The 25,680-nt window shown below is 46.4% G+C and carries 24 protein-coding genes; 3 read left to right on the plus strand and 21 right to left on the minus strand.

Features of this window, described 5'->3' with window-relative positions:
• Positions 1–132: 132 nt before the first annotated feature.
• Positions 133–1,155, plus strand: coding sequence for a Na/Pi cotransporter family protein (locus tag JOE49_RS22705; protein ID WP_209942911.1), 1,023 nt, complete (start codon positions 133–135; stop codon positions 1,153–1,155).
• Here the strand turns inward: JOE49_RS22705 and JOE49_RS22710 are convergent.
• The 5 genes from JOE49_RS22710 to prmA form a co-directional block, all read right to left on the minus strand.
• The gene (locus JOE49_RS22710) at positions 1,145–1,579 is read right to left on the minus strand and encodes an NUDIX hydrolase (protein ID WP_053325794.1); all 435 of its coding nucleotides are present in this window, start codon (positions 1,577–1,579) and stop codon (positions 1,145–1,147) included. The two genes, JOE49_RS22705 and JOE49_RS22710, sit on opposite strands and share 11 nt — an antisense overlap.
• Before the next feature lie 103 nt (positions 1,580–1,682).
• Entirely contained in the window at positions 1,683–3,026 is a 1,344-nt protein-coding gene (mtaB, locus tag JOE49_RS22715; RefSeq protein WP_103049601.1) for a tRNA (N(6)-L-threonylcarbamoyladenosine(37)-C(2))-methylthiotransferase MtaB, read from the minus strand.
• 1 nt (position 3,027) lies between these two features.
• Positions 3,028–3,792 (minus strand): 16S rRNA (uracil(1498)-N(3))-methyltransferase, encoded by a 765-nt coding sequence (locus tag JOE49_RS22720; protein ID WP_209942913.1) that lies wholly within the window; start codon positions 3,790–3,792, stop codon positions 3,028–3,030.
• A 188-nt stretch (positions 3,793–3,980) separates the two neighbouring features.
• Complete coding sequence (locus JOE49_RS22725) at positions 3,981–4,673, minus strand: site-2 protease family protein (RefSeq protein WP_023989504.1); 693 nt, start codon at positions 4,671–4,673, stop codon at positions 3,981–3,983.
• Positions 4,674–4,675: 2 nt separating this feature from the next.
• Positions 4,676–5,641, minus strand: a complete 966-nt coding sequence (gene prmA, locus JOE49_RS22730; protein ID WP_023989505.1) for a 50S ribosomal protein L11 methyltransferase — start codon at positions 5,639–5,641, stop codon at positions 4,676–4,678.
• A gap of 194 nt (positions 5,642–5,835) precedes the next feature.
• On the opposite strand from prmA, the gene JOE49_RS22735 reads away from it, so the two are divergent.
• On the plus strand, positions 5,836–6,255 hold the full coding sequence (locus JOE49_RS22735; protein ID WP_023989506.1) for a hypothetical protein: 420 nt from the start codon (positions 5,836–5,838) through the stop codon (positions 6,253–6,255).
• 85 nt (positions 6,256–6,340) lie between these two features.
• On the opposite strand, the gene JOE49_RS22740 is transcribed toward JOE49_RS22735, so the two are convergent.
• The 10 genes from JOE49_RS22740 to hrcA form a co-directional block, all read right to left on the minus strand.
• Positions 6,341–6,526, minus strand: coding sequence for a YfhD family protein (locus JOE49_RS22740; RefSeq protein ID WP_209942915.1), 186 nt, complete (start codon positions 6,524–6,526; stop codon positions 6,341–6,343).
• 24 nt (positions 6,527–6,550) lie between these two features.
• Entirely contained in the window at positions 6,551–6,925 is a 375-nt protein-coding gene (locus JOE49_RS22745) for a hypothetical protein (protein WP_013311164.1), read from the minus strand.
• Between the two features lie 179 nt (positions 6,926–7,104).
• Positions 7,105–8,301 carry an NAD(P)-dependent malic enzyme gene (locus JOE49_RS22750; RefSeq protein ID WP_025723348.1) on the minus strand — a complete coding sequence of 399 codons (1,197 nt, stop codon included), beginning with the start codon at positions 8,299–8,301 and terminating at the stop codon, positions 7,105–7,107.
• Positions 8,302–8,363: 62 nt separating this feature from the next.
• A complete protein-coding gene (locus tag JOE49_RS22755; protein WP_023989508.1) occupies positions 8,364–9,710 on the minus strand; it encodes a 2-hydroxycarboxylate transporter family protein in 1,347 nt (448 codons plus the stop codon).
• A gap of 121 nt (positions 9,711–9,831) precedes the next feature.
• The gene (gene dcuR, locus JOE49_RS22760; RefSeq protein WP_023989509.1) at positions 9,832–10,539 is read right to left on the minus strand and encodes a two-component system response regulator DcuR; all 708 of its coding nucleotides are present in this window, start codon (positions 10,537–10,539) and stop codon (positions 9,832–9,834) included.
• The gene (gene dcuS, locus JOE49_RS22765) at positions 10,532–12,187 is read right to left on the minus strand and encodes a DcuS/MalK family sensor histidine kinase (RefSeq protein WP_209942917.1); all 1,656 of its coding nucleotides are present in this window, start codon (positions 12,185–12,187) and stop codon (positions 10,532–10,534) included. The genes dcuR and dcuS overlap by 8 nt, the downstream gene beginning before the upstream one ends.
• Positions 12,188–12,342: 155 nt before the next feature.
• Complete coding sequence (gene dnaJ / locus JOE49_RS22770; protein ID WP_023989511.1) at positions 12,343–13,473, minus strand: molecular chaperone DnaJ; 1,131 nt, start codon at positions 13,471–13,473, stop codon at positions 12,343–12,345.
• 247 nt (positions 13,474–13,720) lie between these two features.
• The gene (gene dnaK / locus JOE49_RS22775) at positions 13,721–15,565 is read right to left on the minus strand and encodes a molecular chaperone DnaK (RefSeq protein ID WP_023989512.1); all 1,845 of its coding nucleotides are present in this window, start codon (positions 15,563–15,565) and stop codon (positions 13,721–13,723) included.
• Between the two features lie 87 nt (positions 15,566–15,652).
• On the minus strand, positions 15,653–16,225 hold the full coding sequence (gene grpE / locus JOE49_RS22780) for a nucleotide exchange factor GrpE (RefSeq protein WP_013311172.1): 573 nt from the start codon (positions 16,223–16,225) through the stop codon (positions 15,653–15,655).
• A 121-nt stretch (positions 16,226–16,346) separates the two neighbouring features.
• Entirely contained in the window at positions 16,347–17,378 is a 1,032-nt protein-coding gene (gene hrcA / locus JOE49_RS22785) for a heat-inducible transcriptional repressor HrcA (RefSeq protein WP_013372178.1), read from the minus strand.
• A 330-nt stretch (positions 17,379–17,708) separates the two neighbouring features.
• Here hrcA and JOE49_RS22790 point away from each other — a divergent pair, with 330 nt between their 5' ends.
• On the plus strand, positions 17,709–18,275 hold the full coding sequence (locus tag JOE49_RS22790) for a hypothetical protein (protein ID WP_245248469.1): 567 nt from the start codon (positions 17,709–17,711) through the stop codon (positions 18,273–18,275).
• Positions 18,276–18,357: 82 nt separating this feature from the next.
• On the opposite strand, the gene JOE49_RS22795 is transcribed toward JOE49_RS22790, so the two are convergent.
• The 6 genes from JOE49_RS22795 to gpr all read right to left on the minus strand — a co-directional run bounded on the left by JOE49_RS22795 (position 18,358) and on the right by gpr (position 25,509).
• Positions 18,358–18,834 (minus strand): N-acetyltransferase, encoded by a 477-nt coding sequence (locus tag JOE49_RS22795; RefSeq protein WP_068942395.1) that lies wholly within the window; start codon positions 18,832–18,834, stop codon positions 18,358–18,360.
• 164 nt (positions 18,835–18,998) lie between these two features.
• Positions 18,999–20,186, minus strand: a complete 1,188-nt coding sequence (hemW, locus tag JOE49_RS22800) for a radical SAM family heme chaperone HemW (RefSeq protein WP_025723343.1) — start codon at positions 20,184–20,186, stop codon at positions 18,999–19,001.
• 408 nt (positions 20,187–20,594) lie between these two features.
• Positions 20,595–22,409 carry a translation elongation factor 4 gene (gene lepA / locus JOE49_RS22805; RefSeq protein ID WP_023989515.1) on the minus strand — a complete coding sequence of 605 codons (1,815 nt, stop codon included), beginning with the start codon at positions 22,407–22,409 and terminating at the stop codon, positions 20,595–20,597.
• Between the two features lie 71 nt (positions 22,410–22,480).
• Entirely contained in the window at positions 22,481–22,993 is a 513-nt protein-coding gene (locus JOE49_RS22810; RefSeq protein ID WP_023989516.1) for a hypothetical protein, read from the minus strand.
• 28 nt (positions 22,994–23,021) lie between these two features.
• A complete protein-coding gene (locus tag JOE49_RS22815) occupies positions 23,022–24,281 on the minus strand; it encodes a stage II sporulation protein P (protein WP_023989517.1) in 1,260 nt (419 codons plus the stop codon).
• Positions 24,282–24,507: 226 nt separating this feature from the next.
• Positions 24,508–25,509, minus strand: a complete 1,002-nt coding sequence (gene gpr / locus JOE49_RS22820; RefSeq protein WP_023989518.1) for a GPR endopeptidase — start codon at positions 25,507–25,509, stop codon at positions 24,508–24,510.
• Positions 25,510–25,680: the final 171 nt, after the last annotated feature.

Consider the following 25,680-nt stretch of genomic DNA (forward strand, 5'->3'; position numbering starts at 1 on the left):
CCCATTCTTGGATTACTCAAAGTCCTTAATATCGTTCCGTAAAAAAGAGCTCAGCCATGCTTGTCATGGCTGTCCCCGACAGATCATAGGCTGTTACATAAGTATTTTCACCTAGAAAAGGGGGCTATGCCCGTGTTTATACATGTTATACTCCCACTGTGCGGTGGGCTGTTTATTTTTTTGGGCGGGATGAAGCTGATGGAAGCAGCCCTCCGGCATTTGGCCGGTCCCTTCCTCACCCGCTGGCTGAACCGCGCCACAGTTTCACCTTGGCGGGGCATGCTGTTCAGCTCAGGCATTACGGCCCTGCTGCAAAGCAGCACCGCCGTAACGGTGCTGACGATCGGACTGGTCAACGCCGGGCTGTTGACCTACGGCCGCACGCTCGGCATCATTCTCGGCACCAATATCGGCACCTGCCTGACCACTGAGCTGATGGGGCTCCAGCTTGGCATGCTGGCTGTTCCGCTGCTCTGCGGCTCACTGCTATGCTGGAGCACTGCCGTCCTGTGGGGTGAAGCTGTCCCCAGTCGCCAGTATGCGTCCGCTGGAGCTTCACCCGGCTCCAATGGGCTTAGCCGTCCGCAGGCTGTACAATATATCAGCCTCGTCTTTGCTGGATTTTCGCTGATTCTGGCAGGTATCCGCGTAATGCAAACAGTCGGCCCCTGGATTGAGCAGGCCGGACTATTCCGCTGGTTTCTTGATCACGCTGCGGCCAACATGTGGTGGGCCTTCGCTGCTGGAGCCTGTCTGACCGCGCTGGTTCACAGTAGCGCAGCCGTCATTGGCATGGCGATTAGCCTTGCCGCTGCGGGAGCCTTGCCAGCCGATGTGGGGATCGCCATCGTCATCGGCTCCAATGTAGGCACCTGCGTAACCGCCCTGATTGCCGCTGTTGGCGGCAGCGTGTCCGGCAAATTTGTGGCCTGGTCCCACGTGCTGCTGAACGTAGGCGGAGCCTTGCTCTTTATGCCGTTGATCCCTGGTCTGGAGATGGCCGCTGCCTGGATATCTACCGAGCCCGGAGCCAAGGTAGCCCATGCCCAAACTCTGTTTAACGTTATTAGCTCTCTGCTGGTTTTGCCTCTCTGCTATCTACCTGTGTGGACGCGTTTAGAGGATCGTATATCTCCCCACAGAATCAAACGTTAATTCCTAGCATGGACAGCGCCTTGCTTAAAATGACATCATTATTGTCATATCCACCCTGGCGCTGGAGACGCCATGCTTCCTCAGGCGTATGCCACGCAACTCCTTTAATTTCTTCGATCTGTGCCTGTAAAACCCCATCCAGTGCCTCTACGAGATAATAGTGTACTTCTTTATCTACTTCCCCAAATTCTGGATGCTGATACGTATAAGCAATCATATCTACATGCTGGATAATCCGCCCGTTCAACCCTGTTTCCTCGCGAATTTCACGTAAAGCCGTCTGTTCGATTGTTTCTCCCAACTCCATTTTCCCTTTAGCCAAGGATACCTTACCATATCGGTCAGTAATGAGCTGAATTTCAAGCTGCTCCCCCTGTTTGCGAAACACAACGCCGCCTGCGGAAATTTCCTTTTTTGCTGCCATCCTGTAATCTCCCTTCCTTGCGCAACAAGGATTCCGTCCTCTCTGTAAGGAAAGGCGAAATCCTTGTTTGCCATCTCTATTGCCTGTTCAGGCTTTTTTGTTCTTACAGAGCTGTTTGCAGCCCATTCTCTAGTACGCGGACCAATTGGCCCTCACTTTCATTAATACCTGCCTTCGTCAGCTTCACGCGGCATACCTTGCCAACCAGATCCTCAGTACCTTCAAACGCCAGTTGAATATAATTGTCACTATATCCATGGAGTATGCCGCTATCTTCGGTCCCTTTCGGCGCAACTTCCGGAATGACCTCCAGCACCTGACCTACAAACTTCTCAGCATACGCCAGTTGCATTTGCTCTGACAGTTGTATCAGCTCATGCACTCGTGCATTTTTCACGTCTTCGTCCACCTGATCCTCCATACGCGCCGCAGGAGTTCCACTGCGCTTGGAGTATGGGAACACGTGCATTTCCGAAAAACCGATTTTTTTCATCAGCTCATAGCCATTGCGGAACATTTCATCCGTCTCCCCAGGGAAGCCGACAATCACATCCGTTGTAATCGCTACATCCGGCATTGCTTTGCGAATCATAAGCATTTTGTTATAAAACTCTTCTGTGGTGTACTTGCGACGCATCCGTTTCAACACGGTGTCGTCCCCCGCCTGAAGCGGTATGTGAAAATGACGAACCAGCTTGGTGGAACGGTTCAGTACATCAAGCATTTTTTCATCAATCTGGCTGGCTTCAATCGAACTGATACGGATACGCTCCAGCCCTTCCACCTTCTCCAGATCCCACAACAGATCAGATAGGTCATAATTATCCATGTCGTCACCATAACCGCCAGTGTGGATACCTGTGAGTACAATTTCCTTGTAGCCTGCGTGTACCAGTTGACGCGCCTGTGCAATAATACTCGCAGCATCACGACTACGGGATAGACCCCGCGACCACGGAATGATGCAGAAGGTACAGAAGTTATTGCACCCATCCTGAATTTTCAAAAAGGCCCGAGTATGATTAGCAAAATCAGGCACATCCATTTCCTCAAATACACGCGTTTTCATAATATTGCGCACGGCGTTCACCGGTTGACGCGTCCCTTGAATTTCCTGCACGAACGGAATGATTTTGTCCCGATCTTGAGTCCCGATAACGAGATCAACGCCAGGAATATCCATAATTTCGGCAGGAGAAGTTTGGGCATAACAGCCCGTCACTGCCACAATGGCATCTGGATTCCGGCGAATCGCGCGGCGAATAATCTGACGACTCTTTTTATCACCGGTATTCGTAACGGTACATGTATTGATAAGATAGACATCAGCAGTCTGCTCATCAAAGTCCACCTGTTCATAACCTTCATTTTTAAACAGCTGCCAGATCGCTTCTGTATCATAAAAGTTTACCTTACAGCCCAATGTGTAAAATGCCACTGACGGCATATTAAACCCCTCCCATTTCTCCTGTCTCATATAAAATGCATGCCAATGCAGCCATTCCTGCGGTCTCCGCACGCAAAATACGTCTTCCCAGTCCTGTAGACTGTGCCCCGGCCTGCTCGGCCTCCAGACTTTCCGCTTCAGTAAAGCCGCCTTCCGGGCCTACCACCAGCAGAACACGCGGCATGTCCGTCGACGCCCATTGTCCTGCCAAAGGCTGGATTACATCCCGTAGCTGTTTACCCTGCTCTTTTTCATAACAATAACATATCAAATCATACCCAGCAAAAGAAGCCAGAAGTTCTTTCCACGTCATGGGCGCGCTAATTTCTGGAATCCGGTTACGGTGGCTTTGTTCAGCCGCTTCCTTCACAATCTTGCGCCAACGCTCCAGTCGCTTGCCTTCTTTTTTGGCATCATACTGCACGACCGTACGCTCGGACAAAAACGGTACAAACCCGGTTGCTCCGATTTCTGTACATTTTTGCATCACCGTCTCCATCTTGTCTCCTTTAGGAAGACTCTGAGCGATAGTGACCTGCACATGCGGTTCAGAGGTCATCTTCAGCGGCTCAATAATCGTCGCCGTAACATGATCCTGCTCAATCGTATCCAATGCAGCCAGCGCTTCCCTAGACATCCCGTCACTAACTATAATTTTGTCACCACTACGGCCCCGCATGACTTTAGCGATATGCCGCGCGTCCTCACCCGCGACAATCACGTGATCTTCTAGAAATTGCTCTGCCGGAATAAAATAACGCTGCATTCTCTCTCACACCTATTCCTGGATTTTGCAAAATCCTCATTCTAAAAATAACTGTTATCCACTAACGTTCCGTACAAAATCCGAATAAATCACCAAGCAACATCATATCATCTTTTGCGCCTGTATGACCAGTCTGTTCCCTCTTCTATTCAGGTTATACCTACCTATTCTCGTAAAAAAAGGAGCCCTTAGGCTCCAAACAATCCAGTGATATAAAAAGAGAACTGCAAAAACTGTATATAAATCATCTGGGCCAGCGTGTAAAGAGGTTCAATTGTTACAGCTCGAACCTGCGGAATGACCAGGATAAGCAGAAAAATAAAGATCGACCACTGTTCAAATTGCTGAAGCTTACGGCGTACAGGAGTGGGGGCCACATCTTCCACAATCCGGTATCCATCCAGTGGAGGCAGTGGGATCAAATTAAAGATAAACAAAAATAGATTTAAATTGATCAGAGCATTGATAAACAAATAGATTGCTTGAGCTACCCGTTGGTTCTCCATCCCCGGCAATACTTGAAAATGAAGGAGCACGGCATAGATCAAAGTAGTAACAAATGCAAGCAGCAGATTGCTCAGCGGACCCGCAGCCGATACGATAATGCCCATGAGGCGCGGACGGCTAAAATTGTCACGATTAACCGGAACTGGCTTGGCCCAGCCAAAGCCTCCGATCAACAGCAGCAGCGTACCCAGCAGGTCAATATGCACTGCCGGATTTAAAGTCACGCGCCCAAGTAGCTTGGCCGTAGGGTCACCAAATTTATTGGCATAATACGCATGTGCAAACTCATGAACCGTGAACGATATGATCACAGCCAGTAAATAAAAGGGAAGAACATTTAAATTTACACGAAAAATATTTTGTAGAAAATCCATACTTACCTCTTTCTCGCCACAAACGCCAGCCAATCTTCATCCCGGCTTATTTCGGCAATCTCAAAGCCAGCTGCTTTCAAAGCAGTTTCGACAACCTCTTCTTTGTTCTTCCAAATCCCTGAAGCAATATAAATACCACCTGGTTCCAGGGCTTTATATACATCATCAATGAACAGCAGAATAATCTCTGCCAATATATTAGCTACCACTAGCTTGACCGGTAACTGGATACCCAGCGTTGGATCGCTTGCATTAAGCACAGATAGCAAATCACTTTCTTTAATGGTGATGCGTTCCTCCAGTCCGTTCAAACGCGTATTTTCCCGCGCACTGGATACTGCCACCGGGTCCAAATCCAAGGCAAGTACATGCTTCGCTCCCAGCTTTACAGCTCCAATGGCCAAAATACCGGAACCCGTGCCGACATCAATAACTTCTTCTCCACCCTTAATCACAGACTCCAGCGTTCTCAGACAAAGGGATGTCGTAGGATGCGTTCCGGTCCCAAAGGCCATACCAGGGTCCAGCTCAATGATTTTTTCCTCTTCACTCGCAGGCTCATAGTCTTCCCAAGTGGGTTTAATCGTCAGACGGTCCGACACACGCAAAGGCTTGAAATATTGCTTCCAAGCATTTGCCCAGTCATCCTCATCAACTGTTTTCAGCTCATACTGAACCTCACCAGGATCAATATCGAAAGTTCTCAATTCTTCGACGCGCGGCTCAATCTGCGAACGAATACGATCCATATCCACTTCTTCGGCAAAATAGCCTTTGATGATCGCTTGTCCTTCAGGTATGTCGTTCAAAGGCCGATCATACCACTGTCCATAGGACGTATCCCGCGGCTTGTTGAGCGAACCGGATTCTTCAATGGAAACCCCTCCTGCACCTGCTTCGTGCAGAAAATTCGAAATCATTTCGATGGCTTCTTCGGTTGTATGTATTGTAATTTCATTCCACAACATGGTTTTCATTTCCTCCTCATTTCACATGCATACATTACATTGTACTATATACATGCACAGGAGTTCAAAAAAGCTAATATTATCGAAGTTCAAAATATTTTTTGTAGACTTGTATATGTTGTCCACTCTTTTAGTCCAAGCACCCTTAACTCTAGTACATACAATACAATATACTAGAAAAGGAGTGATTTAGTATGGCAAAGACGGTGTTAGATTATAATGCCAGTGTTATTACACCTATCACTAATGGTATAAATCTTCCTGTTCCGATTTCTCCAGCCGGACTTGGAATTGCTACGACGTCTGTATTTATTGATCCTGCTATTTCTGGAGCTGTCAACAACCGAGTAGAGTTAAAAGCCTCGATTGGACTACGTTTTGTCGGTGCCGGCAACATTAGAGTGCTTGTACGGATTTGGAGAGCCGGCAAGGAAATTTATTACGGACTGGAATCCAATGTCTTCGATAACAATATTATTCTTAATGTCGAAACGGTAGACGTTGCGCCTCTGGGCGTACAAAACTACCAACTGATTATTGAAAATCAAACGCCTGCGACTACTGCTTTCGTCGCCGGTCCTCTTGTTTTTAGTGCAACAGCATACAGCGGATAATGAATAGAAAAAGGAAAGAACACAAATAAGACGGGCTATCCCACAAATCATCCTTATTAATGGAGATAACCCGTCTTATTAAATTCTACTCATTGTCGATTATGATACGCTGCTGACGACGGTCAGCTACTTCGCTACGCCGCATCGCTTCTAGATCCTCAGCATCTGCCTGATCTGCCGAGAACTCTACATCTTCATTTTTAGCAGATTGCATGCGTTTGATTTTCTCCGTTTTGGTCAGCACTTTATCAAACCGTTTGTTTTTGGACATCGGTCACCACTCCTTCCAAACTTTTCACAGCATTCCACCCGCTTGTTCCACGATGGACATCGCCTGATGATGAATGGATTCATCCACCACAGCAGTCAACAAAATATCACGGCCCGTCGGTCCGCCCTGTCCTCCATCACTCATGCCACTGGCGGACGGATCAGCTGCAGCCAGTATTGCTGGAGTTGCATCTGTAAAGTCCACGCCCTGTGTCAGTGAGGACAAGCTGCTAATCTGTCCTGAAAATACAGGCAATCCGGCGTTGCCAGTAGACTGCCGCGGATACCGGCTAAATCGGTCTATCGACACATCGGCTACCCGGAGAGCTTCCAGTTTTCTAGCGGCTCCCTGTGCTTCCTCAGGACTTTTGAAATACGCCAAAATATTTTTTTCGCCCATCTCAAAATCTCCCTGTGTAGTATTGAGCGCAACTGCTCTTCAAGAGCATAGAGCGTTACGCTTTGTTATATCCTGCTCATTGGCACGATTTTATATTCCCTACGAAGGCTAGACGGATCAGGCGGTATCGAGAACAGCAGGCCAAGACTGTGAACCATAGTTTGTGAAGAATATAACTTTTACGGGTGTAAAGTAGCAGCCGGAGCTTCACCTGACTTGGCCACTCCTGTCTCCCATGCAGCACGAATGACAGCATCCCGTACCTTTTGAACCACCTTCGGATTAAAAACATTCGGTATGATATAAGTTTCACTTAGCTCCTCAGGACAGATCGCATCAGCGATAGCAAGTCCGGCAGCTAGTTTCATTTCCTCATTAATCGTCGTAGCATGGCAATCTAGAGCACCCCGGAAAATTCCCGGGAAGCATAGCACATTGTTAATTTGATTTGGAAAATCGGAGCGGCCAGTAGCAAGCACACGTACATGAGGTGCGGCTACAGCCGGATCAATTTCCGGCTTCGGATTCGCCATGGCGAACACAATAGGATCAGTTGCCATGCTCTGTATATCCTCCACAGTCAGTATATTCGGGCCTGACACACCGATGAATACATCAGCTCCCACAATCACATCGGATAAACTTCCACTTAAATTGTGCGGATTAGTCATGTTCGCATACTCTGTCCAATGCGGGTTACTGTACTCCACGTCACGATGAATAGCTCCCTGTCGATCAACGCCAATCAGATTGCGTACACCTGCCTTAAGCAGCATACGGGAGCAGGCCATACCCGCCGCACCGATCCCTGCAAATACAACTTTGACATCCTCCATTTTTTTGCCACATACCTTTAATGCATTGACCAGACCCGCTAATACAACGACTGCCGTACCATGCTGATCATCATGAAATACTGGAATGTCCAGTTCCTGCTTCAACCGTCTCTCGATTTCAAAACAGCGTGGCGAAGATATATCTTCCAAATTAATGCCGCCAAAGGCAGGAGCAATCATTTTGACAATTTGAACAATTTCATCAGCGTCCTTCGTGTTGAGACAGATTGGGAAGGCGTCAACACCTGCAAATTGTTTGAACAACACTGCTTTACCCTCCATCACAGGCATAGCCGCCTCCGGTCCGATATCTCCTAATCCAAGTACCGCAGTTCCGTCTGATACGACTGCTACTGTATTCTTTTTGATCGTTAATTGATACGCTTTGGCTGGGTCATTGGCGATTTCCATACAGATTTCAGCTACACCCGGCGTATAAACTTTGGACAGCCCCTCCATCGTTTCAATTGGCTTCTTTGGTAAGGTCTCCATTTTGCCACCTGCGTGTAATTCTCTAATTTCATCTATTAAACTGCTCATATTTTTCTCCGTCCTTCCATGTCTCTATTTGGAATGAATCTCAGTCCTGTGTATAAAACTCATCAGCTCCATAATTGGAGTAACAAAGTTGCTAAAATGACCGTGCCTGCCCCTCCAATACGTGTTGCAATTTGCGCAAAAGGCATCAGTTCCATCCGATTGGACGCAGACAGAATGGCTACATCTCCCGTGCCCCCTAATCCACCGCGACAGCTAGTCACTAAAGCAGCTTCTACGGGATACATGTGAATCCATTTTCCTGTGAAGTATCCGGTAACAATCAATGCAACTACAACAGATGCGCAGGTGATGGCATAAGGAACCGTTAAAATCCCAACTACACTATCCAAAGGTACATACAAAATACCCAATCCCACCATCAAGGGCCACGTCAGACTTGCCGTTATACATTTGTACAAGTGAAAAGCTCCCTGCTCCAATGTGTTCGGCATGATCTGAATACACTTAATTAATGCCGCCGCCAGAATCATGAGGATCGGGCCTGGAATATGGAGATACGGCTCCAGCAACTTACCCACAATAAAGAAAGTGCAAGCTAACAGCAGACCTCCTCCCATCAATGGAAAAGAAATCGATTGCTCCAAACTTGCCGGAGCTAACTTATCTGCATCTTTCTCCAGTTTTAATAATCTCCCGTTACCTGAAGTTTTCGGATTTTTCTCTGCTAATCTCTTCAGAACACCAGCACCTATGATTGCAACAATGTTCCCGATAATTGCAGCCGGGATAAACTGGGATACGAATACTGCGGAATCCTTGCCCAGCACCAATCCATACGAAATGGACAACGGTAAAATGCCTTCCCCAATCCCACCGGAGATAATCGGAATGATGATGAAAAAAAATGTATGATAGGCGCTATAGCCAAAAGCCATCCCCACCACCATCCCCACGGCAACAGCTGCAATAGATCCTATAATAATGGGGGCAAAAATTTTGACAATTCCGTTCATCAGCATTTTCCGATCCATGCCAAGAATACTTCCCGTTACTAGACATGCGATGTAGAAGTAAAGAAAATTCGAGGTTTTCATAAGCGTGTGTACAGCACCCATCGCAGATGGGCTGAACATATTCCAAAATACCATTAACGATGGAACCATAAGAGATAAAATGGCCGGCCCGCCAATATGCTTAAGCAACGGAAGTTTGGCCCCTAAATCACTGAGAAGTATACCTAAAATCATGATGACGGCAAACCCGCCCAACAGATCGTTCGGAAGTCTTTCAGTAATTGCAGCTGCATAAACAATTAGCGCGATCACGGCATAGAGTGGAAGAGGAATAACCCCCACCTTTACCCTACCCAGCATTCTGATGCCATCTACAAAATTTTTACTCCATCTTTGCCCCTTTTGAATGACAGGCTGATTCGTAGCATTTTCCATAAATCTCCCTCCATAAAGTGAAGAATGATGATCATGTTTCCATTCTACACCTTGGAAAACGCTTTATTTGGTTTTAAAACTAATCATTCACTTTTGTAATTAAAGTAATCAGAAAGAAGATTTAAATAAAACTATTCATGATGCCTTCTGACTGTGGCAATATTCGGTATTGGTAAACAGGACGCCCTATGGTACCGTATATGGTTTCCATGGAAAGAGCCTCAATCTCTGTCATAAAAGCCAGGTACTTGCGCATAGACACCCTGGATATTCCTGCACTTTCCGCAATATCCTCGGTGGAAAATAGCACCTTATTATGCTGCTGGATACAATTCCATATCATAGCCAGCGTGGATTTAGTTATGCCTTTGGGCAAACGTGCCAATTCTTTAGTCAAGCTTTTATGATAAATCAGTCGGTCCAGTTCTTCCTGCGAAAGTAGGCTGCGCTCACGCACGATGCTAATGTGCTCTCGGTACCCCGTGAGGGCCTCCAAAAAACGGTTAAAGTGGAACGGCTTAATCAAGTAATCCACCGCGCCGAAGTTCATCGCTTTTTTGACACTGTTCATGTCACTTGCAGCCGAGATGACAATGACATCTATATTTACACCTGTCTCCCGTATGAATGACAGTAAATCGAGGCCATTGCTTTCCTGCATATACACATCTAGCAATATCAAATCAATGGCTTGTTCAGCTATATATTTCTTAGCCTCTTCCACAGAAGAAGCCCAACCCCCACATCGAAAACCTTCCACCTGCTCCATATATTTGCGGTTAAATTCCGCAACCATCGGATCATCTTCTACAATCAGGACATTAATCATGTTCATCATTCCCCGCTATAATGTATGGAATCGTAATCTGAAAACAGCACCCTTGCTCGGCTGGGATCAACTTTATGCTTCCCTGTAATCTTTTCACACTTTGCGTCACCAGATAAAGACCCATCCCTCGTGACTCTCCCTTGGTCGAAAAACCTTTTTCAAATATAGCCTTCACAAGCCCTTCCGGTATACCCGGACCATTATCGCACATGATACAGGTCAGATAGCCGTTCTTCTGGCTTTCCTCATAATAAAGTGAAAGGGTAATCCGTTTGTGCTCCAAAGATTCCATCGCCTCCACCGCATTATCAAACAGATTGCCAAGAATAGTAATCAGTTCATGCGTCGTCTGAGTTTGACTGGATTCGGGCAAGTAACTACCTGGAGTCAGTTCAAAAATCACCCCTACTTCTCTGGCCCGGCTTAATTTCCCCAACACAAACCCTGCCATAACTGGGTCCCTGATCTGCCGGGTGATGGAGCCAATTTCCACTTGATGATGCTCGACGGCATCCATAATGTAATGCTCCAGTTTATCGTACATTCGCAAGTGTACCATCCCCATAATGACATGCAGCTTGTTCATAAATTCATGAGCCTGCGCACGTAGTGCTTCCGTGTACAGGGACACTCCTGTCAAACGTTCCGCAAGCTGGTTCATCTCCGTTTTATCCCGAAAGGTTACAATTGCTCCCACAATTTCCCCTTTGACCCGTATCGGAACACTGGTGGTCAGCAAGGTTATTCCACCCAGCTCCATTTCCTCATCCATCTGTGGAGTACTCGCTTCCAAGACCTCTTGCAATCGAAAAGCGGATAAATAAACGGTAATCTCCTGTCCGGAGAATGAGAAATCTTCAATTCCCGCTTGCCTAAGCAGACGTATCGCTTCTGCATTCATCAGCATGACGCGACCGAATTCATCTACTGCAATAACCCCTTCCTTGATGGATTGCAACATAGCGCTGCGTTCCTCCAGCAAGCGTGCGATTTCCGGCGGCTCCAGTCCGACTAGCATATTTTTGATTTTACGAGCCAGCACAACCGCACCTCCAGTGCCAATCAACATTCCAGTGCCAATGGCGATAGCAATAAGACGGTTGTTGCCTTCCTGAGCCATCTGTACATCTTGCATGGATATACCAACAACAATCGCCCCTACCTGTTTCCCCGTTAAACTGAACACGGGGGAAAAGGCTCGCATGGACAAGCCCAATGTTCCCTTCGCAACGGACACGCTCTCATGGCCATGAAGTGCAGTATACTCGTCTCCGCCGACAAAAGCTTTGCCGATCATCCTAGCATCCGGGTGCGTTTTACGAATTCCCTTCATATCCATAGCCACGATAAACTGGATGTGATTTGCTGCTGAAACCCTCTTCACATACTCCTGCATGGAAGGAGACGAACCCGTCCCTTGCAATTGCTCGACAATAAGCGGCGTATGGGCGAGTGTACGCGCGATGGACATTGCCTTTTCTTCCAGTCCCTTCTCAGTTTCATGTTCCACTCTCTCAGCAAATAACAGGGTTACAGGCAGAAGCACAAGTGCCATAACTAGACATACTAGCAGTGTAATTAGGCCTCTGAGCTTTAATAGCGGTTTACCCCGACGTAGCTTGAGCTGTACATTTCCGATGGAACTCACCCCTTTCTACTTGATATTAAATCTCAACAGTTCAACATGCCTATACAAAAATGGTTATGTATGTGTTTACGTGAATATAAAAAAAGGAACTATCCCGCAATTGCGGAATAGTTTCCTTTGATTCATGGTTGAAGCTCCGCGATTCCTAATTGGGCTTAGTCGCCTCGGAAGGCGCGCTTCACACGGTCAAAAAAAGACTGCTCATTCTCATGTGTCTGCTCTCCGCTAAGCGAAGAGAATTGACGCAGCAAATCCTTTTGTTCTTCACTCAGCTTACTAGGCGTTACCACAACGACCTTAATATGCTGGTCACCCTGACCTACGCCACGCAGTTTTGGCACACCTTTTCCTTTTAGACGGAAGTAAGTACCTGTTTGCGTACCTGCTGGAACTTTCAGCTTCACTTTCTCGGTCAACGTTGGGATCTCGACTTCATCTCCCAATGCTGCCTGTGAGAACGTCAGCGGAATTTCACAGTAGATATCGTCTCCCTCACGCTCAAAGAAGTCGTGCGATTTCACACGGAACACGACGTACAAGTCACCTGCCGGTCCTCCGTTGACACCGCCTTCGCCTTCACCGTTAATACGCATTTGTGCGCCGTCATCTACACCCGCTGGAATGCGGATATGAATTTTACGTTGCTTGCGTACCCGACCCGAACCGCTACAAGTCGTACATTTTTCTTTAATGATTTTACCGGAACCGCCGCAATTGGAGCAGGCGCGTCGATTAACCATGCGACCAAACGGTGTATTCTGCACCACTTCTTCCTGTCCGCTGCCGTGGCAGACGGAGCAGGTTTGTGGTTGAGTACCCGCTTTGGCTCCCGTACCGTGACACGTATCACATGTTTCCGTACGTTCAATATGAATGTCGGTTTCTTTACCGAACACCGCTTCCTTGAATTCAATCGTCATCGTATATTGAAGATCGTTCCCACGCTGCGGTGCATTCGGATCACGTCGACCATTGCCGCCGCCACCAAAGAACATATCAAAAATATCGCCAAACCCGCCACCGAAGTCGGCGCCACCACCGAAGCCGCCTCCCATGCCCTGGTTCGGGTCTACATGACCATACTGATCGTATCTTGCCCGCTTCTGACCATCGCTGAGAACATCGTAAGCTTCTTTCACTTCTTTAAATTTAGTTTCCGCGTCCGCAGCCTTGTTCACGTCCGGATGATACTGACGCGCAAGCTTACGGTAAGCCTTTTTGACTTCTTCATCCGAAGCGCCCTTCGCGACGCCCAGCACCTCATAATAATCACGCTTATCAGCCAATGTTCCACCCCCATGCCTACAACGTGTCTGCACTACATATAAAAGGAAAGCCAAAGGCACGGGATGACCCGGCTTTGACCTTCCCATCATTTCAAGGCAGTACAACCCGTAATATGCTTATTTATCTTGGAAATAACTGTTACCCTTCGGCTAATTGTTATTTATCAAGGCAGCTACGCTGCAATTACTATTCAGTATATCATAACGCATCGGTGTACCGTAAAGCTACCACTACCCGATCCGTAGCTTAGTCTTTCTTCTGGTCTTCGTCAACAACTTCATAGTCCGCGTCAACCACATTGTCGCGGCCTTTGCTGTCTGCTGCGCCATCTTGAGCTTGTTGAGCCTGTGCTTCTTGAGCAGCTTGCTCATATAGCTTCACAGACAATTGCTGAACGATTTCAGTCAGTTCTTCAGTAGCTTTTTTGATGTCTTCCAGGTTGTCGGTTTCCAGCGTTTTTTGCAGATTTTCTTTAGCTGCATTTGCTTTTTCGACTTCGCCTGCATCCGCTTTTTCGCCCAGATCTTTAATCGTTTTGTCTACAGAGTAGATCAGTTGATCCGCAGCATTTTTCGCTTCTACCAAATCTTTGCGTTTTTTATCTTCTTCCGCATGCAACTCGGCATCCTTCATCATACGTTCTACTTCCTCGTCGCTCAAGCCGCTGGAAGATGTGATCGTAATTTTTTGGCTTTTGCCTGTGCCTTTATCTGTAGCGGATACGTTCACGATACCGTTCGCATCCAGATCAAAGGTAACTTCGATTTGTGGTACACCACGTGGTGCTGGAGGGATATCTCCCAATTGGAAACGACCCAGTGTTTTGTTGCCTGCTGCCATTTCACGTTCACCTTGCAACACGTGAATTTCTACGCTAGGCTGATTGTCGGCATATGTCGAGAATACCTGCGATTTGCTCGTAGGGATCGTCGTGTTACGATCAATCATTTTAGTAAACACGCCACCTGCGGTTTCAATACCGAGGGACAGTGGAGTTACGTCAAGGAGAACGACGTCTTTCACATCACCAGTCAGTACACCCGCTTGAACTGCCGCGCCCAAAGCTACCACTTCATCAGGGTTTACGCCTTTGTGTGGCTCTTTACCTGTCAGCTTTTTGATTGCTTCTTGTACAGCCGGAATACGTGTGGAACCGCCGACCAGAACGATTTTGTCGATGTCGCTGGCACTCATGCCTGCATCTTTCATTGCTTGACGAGTAGGTCCCAATGTACGTTCTACCAGACCTTCAGACAATTCTTCAAATTTCGCACGAGTCAGGTTCAACTCCAAATGCTGTGGAACGCCATCAGCTACTGTGATAAACGGCAAAGAAATCGTCGTTGTCAGTACGCCGGACAGTTCTTTTTTCGCTTTTTCCGCTGCATCTTTCAGACGTTGTACAGCAGCTTTATCTTTGCTCAGGTCGATGCCTTGATCTTTTTTGAACTCATTTACGAGGTAATCAATAATCACTTGGTCAAAGTCATCGCCACCCAGCTTGTTATCGCCGCTTGTTGCTTTAACTTCGAAGAAACCGTCGCCCAGTTCCAGAATGGATACGTCGAATGTACCGCCACCCAAGTCATACACGAGGATCGTTTGGTCTTCGGATTTTTCCATACCGTATGCCAATGCAGCTGCGGTTGGCTCGTTGACAATCCGCAGAACTTCCAGACCAGCAATTTTACCTGCATCCTTGGTTGCTTGACGTTGACCATCATTGAAGTAAGCTGGAACAGTAATAACAGCTTGAGTAACCGTTTGTCCCAGGTAAGCTTCAGCATCGGATTTCAGCTTTTGCAAAATCATAGCGGAAATTTCCTGTGCGGAATATTCCTTGCCGTCAATGCTTTCTTTATGGTTTGTACCCATGTGACGCTTGATGGACATAATTGTACGATCCGGGTTCGTAATTGCTTGGCGTTTTGCCGTTTCCCCTACAGTACGTTCTCCATCTTTTTTGAAACCAACAACGGAAGGGGTTGTGCGTGCGCCTTCCGGATTTGGAATAACGACCGCTTCGCCGCCCTCCATAACAGCCACACAAGAGTTGGTTGTACCTAAGTCAATACCGATTACTTTGCTCATCGGACAATTCCTCCTTCTGTATATACGAGGCCCGCAGGCCAGAATGGTTGAATCAAAATGATGTATTTCTAATGTATATTGAAAAAGCTACATGCTCACTTTTACCATCGCTGGACGAAGCACCTTGTCCTTCAGCATGTATCCTTTTTGTACCTCTTCAACGACGATGCCTTCCTCATGCTCTTCGCTCTCCACCTGCATAATAGCCTGATGGAAATCCGGATTAAACGGTTGTCCCACCGAATTCATGGCCGTTACACCCTCTGCCTGAAGCACACTCTCAAACTGGCGGAAAATCATTTCCACGCCTTTGCTGAATGACTCAGACTCCGCTCCTTGCGGTGCTGTTGCCAGCGCACGCTCGAAGTTATCCAAAACAGGCACCAACTCGGTAACCAGCTTCATAGATGCATATTTGGCAAGGTCTTCTTTTTCTTTCAGCGTACGACGGCGAAAATTATCAAAATCCGCCTGAGCGCGTAAAAACCGCTGTTGATGCTCTTCCGCCTGTGCGCGAAGCTTAGTCAGCTCTGTTTCGCTTTCTTGGTCTTCCAGTGCTGCCGCTTCATTAACCGGCTCTTCCTGCTGGCTCGTTTCGGCGGCTTCCTCTGTGCTTACATTTTGTTGTTTTTCTTCTTGGAACGCTTGTTCTTCCTTCAAAATGTTTCACCTCCTTCAAGTCATAACTACCTTTACAAAAACACGCAACAATGCACCCGCGCAGGATACAAACCGTATCCCGGCGCGGAACATGTAGTACCGCAACCTATGCGGTCTTGTTCTATTTAAACCGTTGCGTTAGCATTGCGGTCAAATCCTTAGACAGGATACCCAAAATATTAATAACTCTCGCATATTCCATCCGTGTCGGACCCAGTATGCCTATAGTGCCCAACGCTTCTCCGTCTACTGCATACGTAGCAGTAATCAGGCTGCAATTGGCAAACGCCTCATGATCATTTTCAGTGCCGATGCGGACTTGAATTTCAGGTGCCCCGGCAACAGGTGTCATTAGTTTAAGCAGCGTTGGTGTTTCCTCCAGCAGATCGAGAATATGTTTAACCTTTTCTACATCTTTAAATTCAGGTTGATTGAGCATGTTCGTCGCACCGCTCAAATACAAGCGCTGATCCGATTCATTATCCAGTGCTTTATCCAGCACCTTCATAGCGTCCTCAAAATGAGACACATGCTTCTCCATCTCCTGACCAAGTGCGGTGTAAAGGCGTGATTTAAGCTGATAAATCGGCACACCGACCAGCTTGCTGTTCAGTAAATTCACAACCTTCTCCATCTCGGAAATCGAAATTCCCGGTGGAATATCTACCGTTTTATTCTCCACCTGACCGGTATTGGTCACGATAATCGCTACAGCCGTCGTTTCGTTGAGCGGCAGCAGCTGAAAATGACGCAATGAAGTATGAAAAACCTCCGGCCCAAGCAGGATGGAAGTATAATTGGTCATATGGGACAAAATGCCTGACGCATGCTGGATCACTTGCTCCATTACATTCAGCTTTTCGGCGTAAAAGGCTTTCAGTTCCCGCATTTCCATAGGCTTCAGTGTATTCAGTGGCACCAGATGGTCCACATAATAACGATAGCCTTTATGAGACGGGATGCGTCCCGCAGAAGTATGAGGTTGCTCCAGATAGCCCTGTTCCTCCAAATCCGACATTTCATTACGGATCGTGGCCGGGCTGAATCCGACATCCTGCCTTTTGGATATGCTGCGGGAACCCACTGGCTCAGCCGAACGAATGTAGTCATCAATAATCGCATTCAGAATGAGCCTCTGACGTTCGGTTAACAAGCGAATCCCCCCTTGTTGTTTATCCATAATAGCATGATTGTTAAATGGAATCATTAGCACTCGTTCGCGATGAGTGCTAACCGATAATACAAAAATACCAAACCGACCTGATCATTGTCAAGTCAGATCAGTATTTTCAATAAACAAGATTTATTACAACAGTTTAGTTTACTGCAGCAAATGCAAACCGTTTACACTTTTTTGCGAAAAATCTCATTATTCATCGTATTAATACCGTATTTATGTATAGAGATTCAAAAAACAGAAAATTCGTTCGAGACTATGTCTTTATACCGTTACATCTTCTTTGTGCTTGAGGAGGAATTAAATTTGAGAACTAATCGCCGCAACCTTTTATACGCATCGACCGCACTTTTACCTACAATTTGTATGTTTCAGATTTTAATCAAGTTGTTTCCGTATACAGGACTAGGAAGAATAGTGGCTTTGCCATTAGTTTTCATCCTCAATGCAGCCCTTATTATTTCAGTCATCCATTTAATTCGTAAATTAAGACCCCTATGTTATGCCTTGGTCTTGATTCCTACAATACTTTTAAGCATGTGGAATACCATTTTATTTTACCCTCAAGAATTCAGTCCAGGTATTCCCAAGCAAATAAAATACAGTATATCGGCTATACAACATTACGATGATTTAACACTAGCCGATTGGGAAGGATATACATATAGTCCAAGCAGAACCGGAGAGTCTGAAAGATATGTTGTAGCCTTGTATAAATATAAACACCGAGTTCCATTAGACGGCACTGCATACTTTTATAATGATACTGATTATCATAAGGACCATCCCATAAGAAGCCTGAATGGAATACCTTCCGAACTGGAGCCTCATCATCAATTCATTTGGTGGTTGCTCAAAACATATGAGAAATGAATCAGGATTAAACAATGTAGGCTGTATAATATACGCATGATTAGGTCCTGATGAAAAAAGAACTGACCTCATTATTGACAGGTCAGTTCAGTACTTTCAACACTGCGATTTCATCACAATTGTTTTGTTTACTACAGTGAATGCAGTCGGTCCATACCTTTTCAGGGAAAATCTCTTTGCTTACTACATCAAAACCGTTTTTTATAAAAAAGGAGACCTCGTAGGTCAATGCCATAATTTTAGGAATACGTTGCCGCCGTGCTTCTATAATAAGGCCCTCCACGAGCTTGGAGCCAATACCCATACCTTTATGCCCCTCAGAGATGCCAAGGGAGCGAATCTCTACCAGATCAGCGCCCAATTTGCATAAAGAACCACAACCAACAACTTCGCCATCCACCTCTGCAACAATAAATAGCTCCAGTTGGCGCGTAAGCAATTCCCTCGAACGTGGCAGCATAATCCCCCGCTCTGCATAGCCGCTAATCATTTGATATAAAGGCTCCACATCCTCAGGAACCGCACTTCTGCACAATACATCTTTACACACTGAAGCCATCTTGCTCTCCTCCTGCCGCTTGCCGCATATAATGAATAAATATACAACATCACGCATAGAATCGCAATACTCCATTTACCCTGCTTTGACAGAATGTTGTTATAAAATGATTGTCCCAGCTTACGAAGTTGAAACGCGCTGTATTGAAGCCTACGAATTACGACTTATGAATTTACCGTGATTGAACCGATGAACTCTGCAAATACATCATTTCCGAACAAAATGCCGCGTTCACTCAAACGATAACCGTCCTCAATTGATTCGATTAACCCCGCATTGAGCATTTTTCCGAGAGGAGCAGTAAACGTATCCTCCAATGCCTGACCGAATTGAGCTTCAAAGCGGGACTTGGATACGCCCTCTAGCATTCTCAAACCGACCATAAGAAAATCCTCCATGGCTTCCGCCGCCGGCACCTCAAAGCTATCCAGACGTGGTAAACCATTACGACTAGCCTCCACATAAGGGTTAATGCCTTTAATGTTCATATGACGCTCTCTGCCAACATATCCATGTGCCCCAGCGCCGAGACCGTAATAGTCCTCATTTCGCCAATAGGTCATGTTGTGCTTGCTCCCCAAGCCTGGTTTTGCGAAATTACTAATCTCATACTGCTCATACCCCGCTTCTTTCATGCGACGCATGAGGAGTAAATACATTTCCAGTTCGTCATCCTCATGTGGAAGTGGCAGCTGATTTTTCTGGTACAGCGTATGGAAGAGTGTGTTTTCTTCAACCTTCAAGCTGTAGATAGAGTAATGAGGAAGCTCCAGCTCTAGCGCTCTACTGACGCTTTCATGCAGCATCTCCACCGTTTGGTTCGGCAAACCGAACATCAGGTCAATCGACAGGTTGTCCAAGCCAACCTTACGGGCGTTTTCCAAACTGCGATATACGTCATCTGTACTGTGAATACGACCTATGCCTGTGAGTAGCTCATTCTGAAAAGCCTGTACACCAAAGCTGAGTCGATTGACGCCGCCTTCCTTCATCACAGAGAGTTTTTCAAAATCAGTGGTGCCTGGATTGGCTTCCATGGAAAACTCAATATCTTCCGCCCAATTTGGGAAATAGGTTCGGACGCTCTTCAGGAAATATTCCATTTCTTTCGGGTTTAGGGTAGTTGGTGTTCCGCCCCCGACAAAAATGGTTTTAATCTCTCCTGGCGGGTGAAGCTTGACTGTATGTTCCATCTCCCGTTCCAGTGCATACAGATATTCCATAACAGGTTGATCCTTGAGCACATAAGAGTTGAAATCACAGTAAAAGCATTTATTCGTGCAAAAAGGTATATGCAGGTAAACCGCTTGAGGCGCGGATGAATGTTCATGTTTTTGTATGGATGCGGTCATACCGATCCTCCTTGTCAATTCAGTGTGTGGTGATTGAAAAAAATGGCGAAGAGGGGGGAGAACGCTCAGTGAATGGATCATTCTTCCGATCGCTGTTACCCCCGGATTTTACTTTGTAAATAAACTTAATAGGGTAAAATCCGGGGATAAAGGCGAACGCTAACGCTTCTTCAGAACGATTCCATCCACTCTGCTGCTGCCCACCACCATCGGTCATTTTTTGTGATGTAGGTGTTGCAGTAAGAGTAAAGTATCTTTAGAAATACGCTAAAGATACTGTTGTTATACTATTTTTGCAACTGAGATAACAAATACTCCATCTCTGGATAGCTTGCTCAAATAAATAACGTCCATTCTCCATGCACGGCAAATGCCCCATGAAAGAATGGACGAATACTTCAAGCAGCTTTACTCATCTATTTTCAGTACCGCCATAAATGCTTCCTGTGGTACTTCTACGTTACCGACCTGCTTCATACGCTTCTTGCCCTCTTTTTGCTTTTCAAGCAGCTTCCGTTTACGGGAAATATCGCCGCCGTAGCATTTGGCCAAGACGTTTTTACGCATCGCCTTAACGGTTTCACGCGCCACGACCTTTGTTCCCACAGATGCCTGGATTGGCACCTCGAACATTTGACGCGGGATTAGCTCGCGCAGCTTCTCACAGATAATACGTCCGCGATGATAAGCCCGATCTCTATGCACGATGAACGACAGCGCATCGACCTGCTCGCCATTCAACAAGATATCCATTTTCACCAGGTTGGACTGGCGATAGCCTGAAATCTCATAATCAAAGGAAGCATAACCTTTGGTACTTGATTTAAGCTGATCGAAGAAATCATATACGATTTCAGACAGCGGAATTTGATACGTAATGGTTACCCGTGTCGTATCCAAGTATTCCATATTTACGTACTCACCACGTTTGGTTTGACAAAGCTCCATCACCGTACCTACGTAATCATTAGGGACGATAATACCTGCTCTTACATAGGGCTCTTCCACATGTTCAATCCGTCCGATTTCCGGATAATTCGATGGATTGTCGATCTGGATCGTTTCCCCATTCGTCAACTTTATGCGGTAAATAACGCTTGGTGCCGTTGTAATCAGTGGAATGTTAAATTCACGTTCAATCCGTTCCTGAATAACGTCCATATGAAGCAGACCAAGGAATCCACAACGGAAGCCAAAACCCAACGCGCTTGATGTTTCTGGCTCAAAGCTGAGCGAAGCATCGTTCAGTTGTAGCTTTTCAAGCGCCTCACGCAGATCGTTATACTCCGATGTTTCGATTGGATACAGACCGCAATATACCATCGGATTAATTTTCCGATAGCCTGGCATCGGTTCTAATGTTGGATTTTTTGCATCTGTCACCGTATCCCCGACACGCGTATCACCCACATGCTTGATACCAGCAACGATAAAACCAACATCACCGATGTTCAGCTCGTCCACGATGCTCATACGTGGCATGAAAGCACCAACTTCAATAACCTCAAACGTTTTGTCAGTTGCCATCATTTTAATTTTGGAACCTGCCTTGATGCTACCATCTACGACGCGGACATACACAATAACGCCTTTATATGGATCATAATGCGAATCGAAAATAAGCGCCTTCAGCGGATTATTCGGATTCCCTTGCGGAGCAGGTACGCTTCTGACCACCTGTTCCAAAATTTCCTTGATACCGATTCCAGCTTTGGCCGATGCGTGGACAGTCTCGCTCGTATCCAAGCCGATAACATCCTCGATTTCCTGCTTCACCCGTTCAGGATCGGCACTTGGCAAATCAATTTTGTTAAGCACCGGCAGAATTTCCAGATTGTTGTCCAACGCCAAATATACGTTAGCCAATGTCTGTGCTTCAATACCCTGTGCCGCGTCTACAACTAGCAAGGCCCCTTCACAGGCCGCCAAGCTTCGGGAAACCTCATAGGTAAAATCGACGTGTCCCGGTGTATCAATCAGATTCAAAATGTACTCTTCGCCGTCATCGGCCTTATAAGTGAGTCGCACTGCCTGGAGCTTGATTGTAATCCCGCGCTCCCGTTCCAGATCCATCTGATCAAGCACTTGCTCCTGCATTTCACGGGATGTGAGTGCACCGGTGTATTCCAAAATCCGGTCAGCCAGCGTGGATTTACCGTGGTCTATATGTGCAATGATACTAAAGTTCCGAATTTTACGTTGTCTTGCCAATATGTCAGTCATGCCTTACCCCCACACAATGCCTAGTGTCAATCAGCTTATTATAGCAGTTGTATAGGGGGTCAGCAATATTTCTATTCTGTCACTCCGTCAAAAACAGACACAACCCATCGAATCCCCTGTCTTGATAGGTTTTGCAGCAGCCCAGCCGTTTTGTCCGCCATGGTATCCACCGAAGCTTGTTGTCCCTTGACGGCTAACAGTTCACGCGGTGTCTCCAGGTCCTGAGTATTGACATGCTGCGCAGTCGTCGAATACCACCTGGATGCCCCGAGTTCCGTCTGCTCCTCATTTTCTTCCCTTCCACTAGCTTCATTTATACCCGCTCCCGTTTTCGGCTCAACCTTAACATTTCCACTTGTGCTATACGTACCGCTATATGCACGAGCGTTAGCTGCGGGTGTATCCTCAATAACCGTCTGTTCATATCCGACTTTCTGTTGATTTACCGATTGAATCGTATCCCCGTTCCATTCCGGTCCATACACTGAACGCAGGCCAGATCCTGCCAGTTGCATACCCAGTAGAATACCTGCCCCCATGAGCAATACAAATCCAAGTGCTTTATTACGAAAATGTCCAGACATTACCTTCCCCCCCTTACCGCTACCTCATTTAATTGCCGCTGTTGCTCTTTTTTGTATCCGAAACGTTAGTGCCCGCTTTCTGAGCTTTCTGATCTTCCCAATACACTTCACCGATCATGTCCGCCAAAACGTCTGAGGTGCGTTTCAACTCCTCCTCGGTGTTGTCAATACCCCCGATTTCAATTAAAATGCTATGCGAAGATAAGCTTTGATTGTATTCACCGTTGTTGCCTTTGCCACCATCTTTCCCCCATACACCACGTGATACGCCATGATACGATTTTTCCAGCTTTTCATGAATACGAGCAGCAAAAGCTTCATTTTCGCGCCAATTTTTGTTGTCATGTCCGATAATAAAATACACCTTGGCATAAGAGAGCCCATTAATGGTTGCTGTTGTTTTTCCGTGACGTTGTGAATCTCGATGGATATCAAGCAAATAAGTTAAACCTTTATTTCCAGCTAAAGCTTCCTTGACTGTTTCGCGTGAATATTTATAGGAATAGTTCCAATTGTAATTTTGAACTGTAGTGGCATAATCTTTGTTTACATGCAGTGTGGATATCCCTTGCTTTTCCAGCCTCTTCTTTACGAAGTCCCCTACCCTTGACACATTGGCTGATTTAGAACCTGAATTGGGGTTGGAACTGGTTTTGCTGAGTAGTGGGTTATATGCTTCTCTGGGATGAGAATGGTAGATTAATATACGCTTGTCCCCTTTGGCCGTATCACCTGGATGATCTTCACGTGCCGGATCTGTTTGCGGTGTTGTCGGAATATCCGGCGTAGTAGTCGGTGGGTTCTCAGATGCATCTGAGCCACCAGGGGCATCCGTCGTTCCCTGATCGGGCTGATAATCCGTAGGACCCTCTACCTTTGTGTTCCCCGAACCCTTGCGCAGCAAGACAGGCGCTCCCGCAGACATGCCAGGAATTTCACGAGAAATGAGACTTTTGGGATCCTGCGGATTAATACCTGTAAGCATCTGAAAAACAAAAGGCGACCATTGTTCACCCGACAACGAAGATTGCTGCTTCTTTTGTGCCAAATGAGGTACTTCCATACCTAGCATATCCGCAAAAAAACCGCTAGACACCGAACCTGCCAATCCTTTCATCGAAGAAACAGGAGATGTTTGTAGACGATTTTCTGCCAATCCCCCTAGCCCCAAAACGACAAATAAAAGCGCCGAGCCCATGATCAGCAGCACAAGCGTATGTCCCATCGCCAAAATTTCGATACCTTTTCTTCTCCATCTTCCGACGTTCCAGGTCTGAATTTTTTTCATGTGAGCCTTGTCCTCCTTCGTCCCGTCGAAACCCGCTTTATATTCGGAACATAGGGTTCCTATCTGCTGCGGAAATCTCTTATACTTCAACTCTATGAACGGAGAACAATTGCTAGAACACAAAAAATCTCTACTACAGGTATATCACCTCCCTTTTTGAAAGAGAATTAGATTCCTGTTAAATAGAGACTTTCGTGTATCGAAATACGATTTTACCAACCCTTGATTAATGCGTATACGCGGCGACATTGCCAGGATCAACAGCTTCGTGCAGAGCAGCGTTCAATCCAGTAGCAATGATGTTCGCGATATCTTCAATAAATTCATCGATCTCTTTAGGAGTCACAATCAGATCATGCCCCAGCGGCTGCAGTACCTCTCTCACCAGCCCAAGTCTCTCAGGTTCTGAAATATCGTCCAACATCCCCAGGATTGCTTTTGTAGAAGCCTTTTCTTTGGTAAAATGTGTTTTCATCAGTTCGATTACGTTATTGACAATGGTAGAAGCGTAGCATACCGTCGGAACGCCGATAGCGATACACGGAACACCCATAATATCCTTGGTGATACCGCGCCGCTTGTTGCCAATACCTGAACCTGGATGTATCCCGATATCAGCCACCTGAATGGTCGTATTGACGCGCTCCAGTGAACGTGACGCCAGAGCGTCAATTGCAATAATCAGTTCTGGCTTTGTGCGATCCACGATGCCTTGAACGATTTCACTGGACTCGATCCCCGTAATACCCAGGACGCCCGGTGCAATTGCGCTCACATCTCGATAGCCCGGGTTGATTTGATCAGGTGTCAGTTCAAAAAATTGACGAGTCACCATCAAATTTTCAACGACAAGCGGCCCCAGCGAATCGGGAGTAACGTTCCAGTTGCCCAGACCTACCACCAGTACCTTTGCCGTATTAGAGATCCCTATTTTTTGTATAAAATGCTCCATTTCTTTTGCAAATGCAATAGCTACACGTTGCTGGAGCCCCGTGTCGCCTTCACGCAAGCCGGGTACTTCCAACGTGACGTAATGCCCTTGTACCCGCCCAATACGGTTGGCTCCTTCTTCATTCAGTACGTCCAGCCGTGTGATTTTGATTCCGTTATCTTCCTCCACGTTCTCACTTATGCCCGACAGAGGTACAGGCTGATCCCGTTCGGCCAGTTCTCTTGCCTCTAATGCCAAATCCGTGCGTACCGCATACTTCTGCAAATCCAGATCCATCTTTTAAGCCTCCTTGGATACCATCTTTGACTATAGTGTGCGAGACACCCAACAGGTTTATGCACATCCATTTTCATCCTGTAATTCGCATCGCCTCAGAATGTTTTCTTATTGCAATTTGAGGTGTGGCATGCTAAAATATTTTAAGTTGTGAAACGTTTGTGTTCATAA

The sequence above is a fragment of the Paenibacillus sp. PvR133 genome (assembly GCF_017833155.1).
GTDB classification, from domain to species: domain Bacteria; phylum Bacillota; class Bacilli; order Paenibacillales; family Paenibacillaceae; genus Paenibacillus; species Paenibacillus polymyxa_B.